General features: G+C 43.1%; 2 protein-coding genes. One reads left to right on the top strand and one right to left on the bottom strand.

Annotated features, from left to right (window positions below):
- Positions 1 to 212 precede the first annotated feature (212 nt).
- Complete coding sequence (locus tag QT987_RS19245) at positions 213 to 5,516, top strand: AAA family ATPase (RefSeq protein WP_333242988.1); 5,304 nt, start codon at positions 213 to 215, stop codon at positions 5,514 to 5,516.
- Between the two features lie 140 nt (positions 5,517 to 5,656).
- Here QT987_RS19245 and QT987_RS19250 read toward each other — a convergent pair.
- On the bottom strand, positions 5,657 to 10,252 hold a 4,596-nt coding region (locus tag QT987_RS19250), incomplete at its 5' end, for a CHAT domain-containing protein (protein ID WP_333242991.1).

Raw genomic sequence — 10,252 nt, forward strand, 5'->3', positions numbered from 1 at the left:
TTTCCTTTGTAAATTAGCAGGTAATGAAAGTTACCTGCTATTGCCATGAGGTAATCTGTGATAGAGGATGTGCGACAGTATATTAATGTGAAGATTTCACCTTTAGCATGGGTATCAAAGCATCCTCTGCCACTATAATGGATCAGTCCGCTCGCCCATAATGATTGCTGACTATCTTTAATAACATTTTCTTCTATCATTGAAACCTGAAAATGATCGAGATTAACGGCTACCAAATTCTCACTCAAATCTACGAAAGTACCAACTCCACTATCTATCGAGGCATCCGCCAACAGGACAACCAAGCCGTCATCCTTAAATTCCTCAAAGAAGACTATCCTACCCCCTCCGAACTGGTTCGCTATAAGCAGGAATATGAAATTACCCGAAATCTGAATATCGATGGAGTAATTAAAGCTTATGAATTAAAACCCTATCAGATGACCCTGTGTATCATCCTTGAGGATTTTGGCGCGTCATCTTTAAAACAGTTGATGGATGAGCGTAGGGAATCAGGCACGGGAGTATTGCCCCTACAGAAATTTCTGAGCATTGCTATTAAAACGGCTGAAATTCTAAGCAGTATTCACGCTGCGAATATTGTCCACAAAGATATTAACCCTGCCAATATTATTTTCAACCCTGAAAGCGGGCAACTCAAAATTATAGACTTTGGTATTTCTACTCAATTCACCCGCGAAAATCCTACCGTCAAAAATCCTAACGTCTTAGAAGGTACTTTAGCTTATATTTCACCTGAACAAACAGGAAGAATGAATCGTTCCCTAGATTACCGCACCGACTTTTACTCTCTCGGTGTCACTTTCTATGAGTTACTGACAGGAAAACTCCCTTTTGAAACAAATGATGCCCTGGAGTTAGTGCATTGTCATATTGCTAAAGTGCCAATTTGTCCTCATCAAGTTAATCCAGAAATTCCCAAGCCCGTGTCAGATATCGTAATGAAACTGATGGCAAAAACCGCTGAGGAGCGATACCAAAGTGGTTTCGGAATCAAAAATGATTTAGCAGAATGTTTGCATCAGTTACAAACCACAGGAAATATATCTGATTTCTCTTTAGGGACTCAAGACATTTCCGACCAGTTTCAAATTCCCCAAAAGCTCTACGGACGCGAAGCCGAAGTAGAAGCACTACTAAAAGCATTTGAGCGAGTAGCGGACAATGCCCAATCCCAAATAGAAATGATGTTGGTGGCGGGCTATTCTGGTATTGGCAAATCATCTCTAATAGCCGAAATTCACAAACCAAATACCCGACTGCGCGGCTATTTCACTGCCGGCAAATTTGACCAATTTCAAAAAAGTATTCCTTACTCCGCTGTAGTTAGCGCTTTTAAGGGATTAGTGCGGCAACTATTAACGGAAAGTGAAATACAGCTTCAACAATGGCGAGAAAAACTTAGAAATGCTTTTGGTGTCAATGGTCAAGTGATTATTGATGTAATTCCCGAAGTGGAACTGATTGTCGGCAAGCAGCCTCCAGTGCCAGAATTAGGGGCAACCGAATCACAAAATCGCTTTAATATTGTCTTGGGTAACTTCATCCGAGCCTTTTGCACAAAAGAACATCCCTTAGTCATATTCCTCGACGATTTGCAGTGGGCCGACTCCGCCACGCTCAAATTAATTGAACTGATGATGACAGATGCAGATATGCAATATCTGTTTTTAATTGGAGCCTATCGGGATAACGAAGTCAGCCCCACTCATCCCTTGATCATGACCCTTGATGGATTGCTTAAAGAAGGAGCAACTATCAATTATATTACTTTAGCACCTTTAGAACTAGAAAATATTAGCCAACTCATTGCCGACACATTATATAGCGACAATAAATCAGTAGAATCCCTAGCAGAACTGGTGATGAAGAAAACCGGAGGCAATCCATTCTTTGTCAACCAATTTCTGAAAACTCTGCACGCGGAAAAACTGATAAGTTTTGATGTGCAGCAGCAGAGTTGGCAGTGGAATATTGCCCAAATTGAGGCACAAAATATCACTGATAATGTCGTAGAATTGATGATCTACAAGTTAAAGAAACTGCCTCCTATCACACAGCAGGTTTTACGTTTAGCCTCTTGTATAGGCGCATCTTTTTACTTAAGTACCCTGTCGATTGTTTGTGAGGAACCGCCAGAAGTAATTTTTTCGGATCTACTCGCAGCAATTCAGACCGGATTCATATTGCCAGCATCGGAGTTTGATGAAAACCTATTAATTCAAGATTATAAATTTCTGCATGACCGAGTACAGCAAGCTGCTTATACTTTAATTTGTGAAAATGAAAAAAAAGCAGTTCACTTGAAGATTGGACGCTTGTTACAAGTTAATACTCCAGTGACAGAGCGAGATGCAAAAATTTTCGATATAGTTGAACATTTTAATCTGGGGCGCGAGTTAATTACCGATCAAACCGAAAAAATAGCCTTAGCCAAATTTAATTTAATCGCCGCCCGCAAAGCGAAAGACTCAACCGCTTATCTAGCGGCGCGAGAATATTTGACGATCGGCATATCTTTATTAAGTGGTGATTTTTGGCAAGAAGAATATCAATTGACCCTGCAACTTCATAAGGAAAAAGCCGAAATTGAATATTTAAACAGTAACTTTGATTATGCTGAAGAATTGATCTATTTGGTAATTGAGAGATGCAAAAATAAGTTAGAAAAAGCCGAAGTTTATAATCTTTTAATAGTCATGTTAACCATGATGTCTAAACATGAAAAAGCTATTACCGCCGCTCGACAAGCCTTGAACTTATTGGGAATTGAGTTAACGGATAAAGATTTCACCACGGCTTTACAAAAAGAACTAGCAGAAGTGCGAAAACTTTGGCAACCTGGGGAAATTAGCACCCTACAAGAGCAACCAGAAATGACGAGCCTGGAAATGAGAGCCGCCCTAACTTTATTAGTCAGCGCCGATCCACCAGCTTATTTCAGTAACCCTGAACTGTATGGAATTATTGCGGCAAAAATGGCTTCTATTTGCATTAAATACGGTGCTATTGCTGCTTCCGCTAAAGCTTATACCAGCTATGGACTTACCCTCAGTTCAGTTTTACAAGAATATCGCTCAGGCTATGAATTTGCTCGTTTAGGTTTCAACATTTCTAAGCGCTTTAATGACTCATCCATGAAAGCGAAAGCTGCTAATAACATGGCTAATCACATCCAACATTGGGTTCTCCCCATAAAAGAAGCTGAAGCGATTAATAACGAAGGTTATCAAGCGGGTTTGGAGTCAGGAGAGCTACAGTTTGCCGGCTATATCACCTTCCATCAAATGCTTAATTTTTTTGTTTCTGGTAAAAATCTTCTCGAAATATTAGCGCTTCTCAATGATTATTTAAAATTCACAGCTAAAACTAAAAATTTATTAGCTTATCATACCATCCTTGCCAGTCAACTATTCATTTATAATTTAAGTGGCTTGAGTCCCAAACCCAGAGAATTTGCCAGCGAATCCCTCAATGAAGCTGATTATATCGAAGATTGTCAAACTCATCAAAACTTTTTTGCTCTGGGTAACTATTTAACCTATAAAGCCCAAGTCCTCTACTTGTATGGTGACAATGTTATCGCTTTACATTGTATCCAAGAAGCTCAAACAATGTTACCTTATGTGCAAGGGATGATTACCAATGCCGTTAATAATTTCTATAATTCTTTAATTTTACTGGCTGTTTATCCAACCGTTAGCAAATCAGAACAAATTAGTTATCAAAAACAAATTGAAACCAACCAACAACAGATGAAAATTTGGGCAGATAACTGTCCTGAAAACTTTCTGCACAAATACCTGTTGGTCGAGGCAGAAATTGCGCGTATTTCTGGTAAAGAAATGGAAGCAATAGATTTATACGATCGCGCTATTAGTTCAGCTAATGAAAATGAATACATTCAGAATGAAGCTTTAGGCAATGAATTAGTCGCTAAATTCTGGTTAGGGAAAAGCCAAAATGAAATTGCCAAACTTTACATGAAAAAGGCACACTATGGCTACCAACTTTGGGGTGCTAAGCGTAAAGTAGAGGATTTAGAGCAGAAATATCCGCAGTTAATCTCCAAGGTATCTGCCAAGAAACAAATTGATTTGCAGACTACAGCTAGGGGCACAGCTTATTCGACGACGGGAGGAAATTTTAATATAGACTTGTCCACAGTTATCAAAGCTTCCCAAGTTCTGGCTGGTGAAATTGCGAGCAACAAATTGTTAGAGAAGTTAATGACCATTTTACTGGAAAATGGCGGAGCCCAAAAAGGCTTTATTGTCTTATCAAATAAGGATAACTTAACCATTGAAGCTAGAGGTGAAGTTGATAATGAACAAGTAGAAGTTGGGCAAAGTATTTCGATTGAAGGCAGCGAGAATCTTCCTGTAGGGATGATAAAATATGTAGCGAGAACTCAGGAAGATGTAGTGCTATCAGAAGCTACGAAAGAGGGTGTCTTTACTAGCGAACCCTATATTATAAAAAATCAGCCTAAGTCAGTCTTATGCGCTCCTATTATTAATCAAGGTAAACTGCTCGGCATTCTGTATCTAGAAAATAATCTGACTACGGGAGCTTTTACGCGCGATCGCCTAGAAATTCTCAAAGTCCTTTCTTCTCAAGCTGCGATTTCCATTGAAAATGCCCTGCTATATCGCACTTTAGAAGATAAAGTTCAAGAACGCACGGCTCAACTAGCTGAAGCGAATCAAGAAATTAGCACCCTGAATCAGAAACTCAAGGCAGAAAATATCCGCATGAGTGCAGAACTCGATATAGTCAAACAACTGCAACAAATGGTGTTGCCAAAACAGTCAGAATTCGCAGCAATTGAAGGCTTAGAAATAGCTGGTTTCATGGAACCGGCTGACGAAGTTGGCGGCGATTACTACGACGTATTGCAACAGGATGGTCAAGTCAAGATTAGCATTGGCGATGTCACGGGACATGGTTTAGAAAGCGGCGTGTTGATGATTATGGCACAAACGGCGGTCAGGACGCTTCAGAAAATTAACGAAACAGATCCAGTGAAGTTTTTGGATGTCCTCAACCAGACTCTGTATGATAATCTCCAGCGCATGGACTCCTCTAGAAATATGTCTCTAGCTATCTTAGACTATGCCGGAGGCGTCCTGAAATTAAGCGGACAACATGAGGAAATGATTGTGGTGCGCGCTGATGGGAAATTGGAGTGCATAGATACGATGGATTTAGGCTTTCCCATTGGCTTAGTAGAAGAGATTGGCGAGTTTATTGCTCAAGCAGAAGTGCAGTTAAATCCTGGGGATGTGGTGGTGCTTTATACTGATGGAATTCCTGAAGCTTTCGATATTAATAAAGGGCAGTACGGATTAAAGAGGTTGTGGCAAGTGGTGGTTGAAAATCGTCACCGCTGTGCCCAAGAAATTCGGGAAGTTGTAATTAATGATGTGCGGCAGTATATTGGCGCTCAGAAGGTTTTTGATGATATTACTTTGGTGGTGATGAAGCAGAAATAGAGTTCCCAAACCCCCTGGATAGGCGGTTGAAATTGCGGCTCTTCAGGGGGGAATCCCCCCAACCGCCCCAAGCGGGCATTGCCGCTACTGTAGAAACTTTCGTCCCTCAGAAGCGGAGACTGAAAAATAAAGATGGCAGCTTACCAAGGGCTTCCGATCATGGTGAAACTACTCCAATAATAAGGATGAGAAAAGTTTTGGTTTGGTTGTTGTAAATTAGCAGGTAAATTTAACTTGCCGCCTGTTGTTACTAGCTGTCCGTTTTCCATCCGAACTTTACCGGACATTATTGCTTGTTGAGTCAGTTGCAAAGCTTCTGCTTTAGTTGTGGTTCCTCGCAACTGGTGGTAAAATTCGCTCATCAGCCCCAAAGTGCCTCCATCGTCAACATACCACAAACTCCCTAAAGCAGATTTTGCGCCGGATTTTACTGCTAAACCTCCAAAACCTAACTCTGCTTCCCGATCGCCCATAGCAGTTCTACAAGCACTTAATACTAACAAGTCTACCTGCGGATTGCGCCAATTCAAACTCTCTATGCGATCGAGCTGCAATTTGGAATTCCACATTTGAATGTAGGAATTGCTCGCTTTTCCCGGTTTGAATTCAGCGTGAGTTGCTAGATGAACGATCCGAAATCCTCCCTTGGTGTGTTCCGACGTGAGATTATCTAAAGTGAAAGCAGAATTGAGGAAAGATGGGCCCTGCCACTGAGCCGAAATCGCCTGCAATTCGATCGGCACACTGGGCAAGGGCTGTTGGTCAACAAATTCTGACCTTCCCATTGCTAGCACTGTGGCGTCTCTAACAGCTTTATAATCGGTATTAGTCGAACTAAAACTCGGAATTAGGCTAAAACTGTATTTTTCAATCAAGAAGCCTTTACCGTCGTGCAAAGCGGCAAAGGGCAGGCTTCGCAATCCCGGATCGACTGACAGTAATAAAGTTTGAATTCCTAAGTTTTGTAGGTCTTTTTCTAGGGGTGCGATCGCCCATTTATATAGTTGCTGAGCGGCGGCTAGATAAGTGCTAGTATCGCGTTTTGCGGGATTGGTGATTTCAGCGCGAAACTCCTGGACGGTGGGGAAAAGAGCTGCTTTGTTGGCTTCGGGGACGCTGTAGTGAATCGGCCACCCGGCGGGAGGAACTAAAATTAGTTCCAATTGATCTTCTCGCGAGACCATGTAGATAATACCAGACCGCTTGCCGGTTTGCTGTTCGATATTTTGTAAAGTTTGTTGGGATGTCGAAATCAAGGTTTTTTCCTCTAGGATGTTGGCTTCTACCCCCAGGTATTCTGCAAATTCTTGATTCCTCATTTCTTCGATTCCCCAGACTGTTTTCTGTATGTCGTTACCTTCAAAAAGTCGATCGGGAGACGGAACATATCCCAGAACTAAATTAGAAGTAGGGTTAACTGTTGGTGCTTGTTGGGATGCGAGTGAAGAGGCTACGATGCCAGCGGGTAATTGACTGGTGATACTTTGATCGATGGTTAAAACTCGATGATCGGCAGCAGCAACACCGAGATTGTCTAGCGATCGACTTTCGGGGCGTTTAAAGTCTTGTTCATCGGAGGTTGAGGGTTCGGGTGTGGGTGTATCGGCGGCTGTGGGCGATTTTGGTGCTGTCACAGGTGTGGGCACTTGTATTTCCGTAGGATCGATCGAAGCGGGAGTGACACTTGGAGTGGGAGTTAGGGTGACACTTGGAGTGGGAGTTGGAGTTATTAGCGGAGTGGGAGTGAAAACTGCCGTCGGAGTTGGAGTTACTACCGGAGTTGGAGTTGGAGTTATTAGCGGAGTGGGAGTGACAACTGCAGTCGGAGTTGGAGTTATTAGCGGAGTGGGAGTGACAACTGCAGTCGGAGTTGGAGTTACTACCGGAGTTGGAGTGACAACTGCAGTCGGAGTTGGAGTTACTAGCGGAGTGGGAGTGACAACTGCAGTCGGAGTGGGAGTGACAACTGCAGTCGGAGTGGGAGTTACTACCGGAGTTGGAGTCACACTTGCAGTCGGAGTGGGAGTTACTACCGGAGTTGGAGTGACAATTGCAGTCGGAGTGGGAGTTACTACCGGAGTTGGAGTGACAATTGCAGTCGGAGTTGGAGTTACTACCGGAGTTGGAGTTTCACTCGGAGTCGGAGTTGGAGTTACTACCGGAGTTGGAGTTTCACTCGGAGTCGGAGTTGGAGTTACTACCGGAGTGGGAGTTGGTGTTGGCGGCGGGTCGATCGCGTCATCAGTCGAAAATACAATATTACCAACACTACTAGAACGCGGAAACGACTGCGATGTAATGGTAGATTGTCCCGTGGTAATTGCACCCGCCGTACCGTTGCTAGCAGCATCCCCCACCACAAACGGTTGAATCGGCGTCCCTCTATCTCCCCCAGCGTGTGTAATTGCGATATTTCCGCTACCTGTGCCGCCAGCAGTAGAAATGCTAGCAAATCCCGTCGGCGACAGTGGGGTGGAAAAAGTACCCGTAGCGCGGAAATAATTGCCTGTTATTGCTGTGACATCGCCACCGGTGCCGCCTGTACCGCCTTGGGCATTGATAAACTCTACTTGAATATCGCCGATCGGATCTAAGAACACATTGCCGGCATTTCCGACTATACCGCTAGAGTTAATTTGTCCGGTGGTAATTGAAGTTATCGCCTTAACAGTTATGTTGCCGCCACTGTTTGCCGATGTATTCAAATTGCCTGCGATGAAATTGTTACCAGTTGTAAATAGAATTTCTCCGCCATTAGCAGTAATATTTTTAACGGTTATATCGCCCTTGGCAGTAATATCGACTTTGCCGGCGGTGACATCTCCCGATAAATTGACTTTTTCCGTGTTTAGTGCGGTCAATTGTTGCGCGTTAATTGTCGAGTTTCCTGTCACATTGCCAGCATTTTCGATCGCAAGATTTCCTAACTTGCTGGTGGCACCCACCGCACCGTTGAAAGTTATGCTGCCGCTACCGGAGGCTAGAGTTAAGTTGCGGGCATTAATGCTGTCACTGTCGATCGCACCCAAAGCAATATTTCCCCCTGCCGTACTAAATACCGCATCCTTTGTCAAAAACAAAGCATTGCTAATATTAATGTTGCCGTTATTATTCGTAATATTACCGCCTAATTTAGTATTTAAAGCCCTAAAATTAAAACCAGCATTACTGTTAACGTTTCCAATAAATTCTGCATTTGAGGCACTAACATTCAAAACAGATAATGGCGTTGTTTCTCCGAGATTTCCTTGCACCAACACATTGCCTGTCGCGGCATCTAAGTTCAACAAATGATTACCGTCTATCGCCCCAATTATCTTAATATCTCCGCCGCTGGTACTGAGATTAATATCGTTGCCGAGTGTGACAGTGCCGTTGAGAGCGATCGGATTTTTATTGGTATTGATGCCATCATTCAAATTAATTGTGGCAGCCTTGAGAGCAATGCTGCTGTTGTCATTGCCGGTAATAGTGCCATCAAGTGCGATCGCACCAGTTCCCGTTTGAATATTTACTGGATCTAAAAATGTGAGATTAAAGGGAACACTAATATTGGCACTGCTATCCGATCGCCCGATCGCGATCGAGCTAAATCCATTTTGAATCAAATTAAGTTCCGCAGCAGTCAAATCTAAAGCGCTAGTATTGTTATCTGTTCCGCCAACAACAATATTTTGTCCGGCTGTTGCGGGTTGCAGCGTTAGCGCGCCCGTACCCGAAACATTCCCCGAAAAATCAATTTCACCTGCCCTTAAAGTCAGCGGGTTACTACCTGCTGACAAACTCGAACCGAAATCAATAGTTGCATCCCCCAGTGTAAAAGTTACAGGAGCTTTTAATGTCACTGGATTGCTAAAACTAATGTTATCATTAGTTGTGGTGATATTTTCGCTAACCGCAACATTTCCCCCGCCATTTTGAATAAATGCACCGTCCAAGTTCAGGTTTTTCTCAATATTGAGATTCACCTTATTGGTAATTGTGAGCGTGCCGTCGTTGGTGGTTGTTACAGTTCCTTTGAGATTAACATTGTCCGCAGCAATACCGAGATTTCCAGGTGCGTCAACTGTATTATTGAAAGTAATGTCGCTGCCTGCGAGAATCGGATTATTGGCAACCGTCACAGCATCTGCATAAGTTTGAGTGCCGGTTGTAGTGACATTCCCGCCTAAAGATATCTTGCTGTTGGCAGTTAAACTTGTGAGAGGAGTTGTTTCGCCGATCGCACTTTTGAAGGTAAGATTACCGCTAGTCGCCTTCACAGTCAAATCGCTGGTACCATCAACAGTATTATTGAAAGTAATGCTGTCACCTGAAAGAATCGGATTGTTGGCAATTGTAACTGCATCTCCATAAGTTTGAGCACCAGTTGTACTCACATTTCCCTTGACTTGAGTTGTGCCGCCAGCATCTGTAGTCAAACTCGCGGCATTGACTGTTTGATTAAATGCGGTTGTGCCTGTAGAGTTAGCTGTTAAATTGCCGATCGGAGTTACAGCACCAACTGCACCATTGAAGGTAACATTACCAGTACCGCCATTCACAGTTAAATCGCTGCTACCGTCAACAGTTGTATTGAAAGTAATTTCGCTGCCGGAGAGAATCGGATTATTGGCAATTGTAACTGCATCTCCATAAGTTTGAGCGCCAGTTGTAGTAACATTTCCCTTGACTTGAGTTGTGCCGCCAGCATCTGTAGTCAAACTCGCGGCATTGACTGTTTGATTAAATGCGGT

The sequence above is a fragment of the Microcoleus sp. SVA1B4 genome, from assembly GCF_036700545.1.
Classification (GTDB): Bacteria; Cyanobacteriota; Cyanobacteriia; order Cyanobacteriales; family Microcoleaceae; genus Microcoleus.

Excerpts from the sequence above, each read along its gene's own strand:
- QT987_RS19245 (WP_333242988.1), top strand. The coding sequence starts at position 213 with ATGATCGAGATTAACGGCTACCAAATTCTCACTCAAATCTACGAAAGT.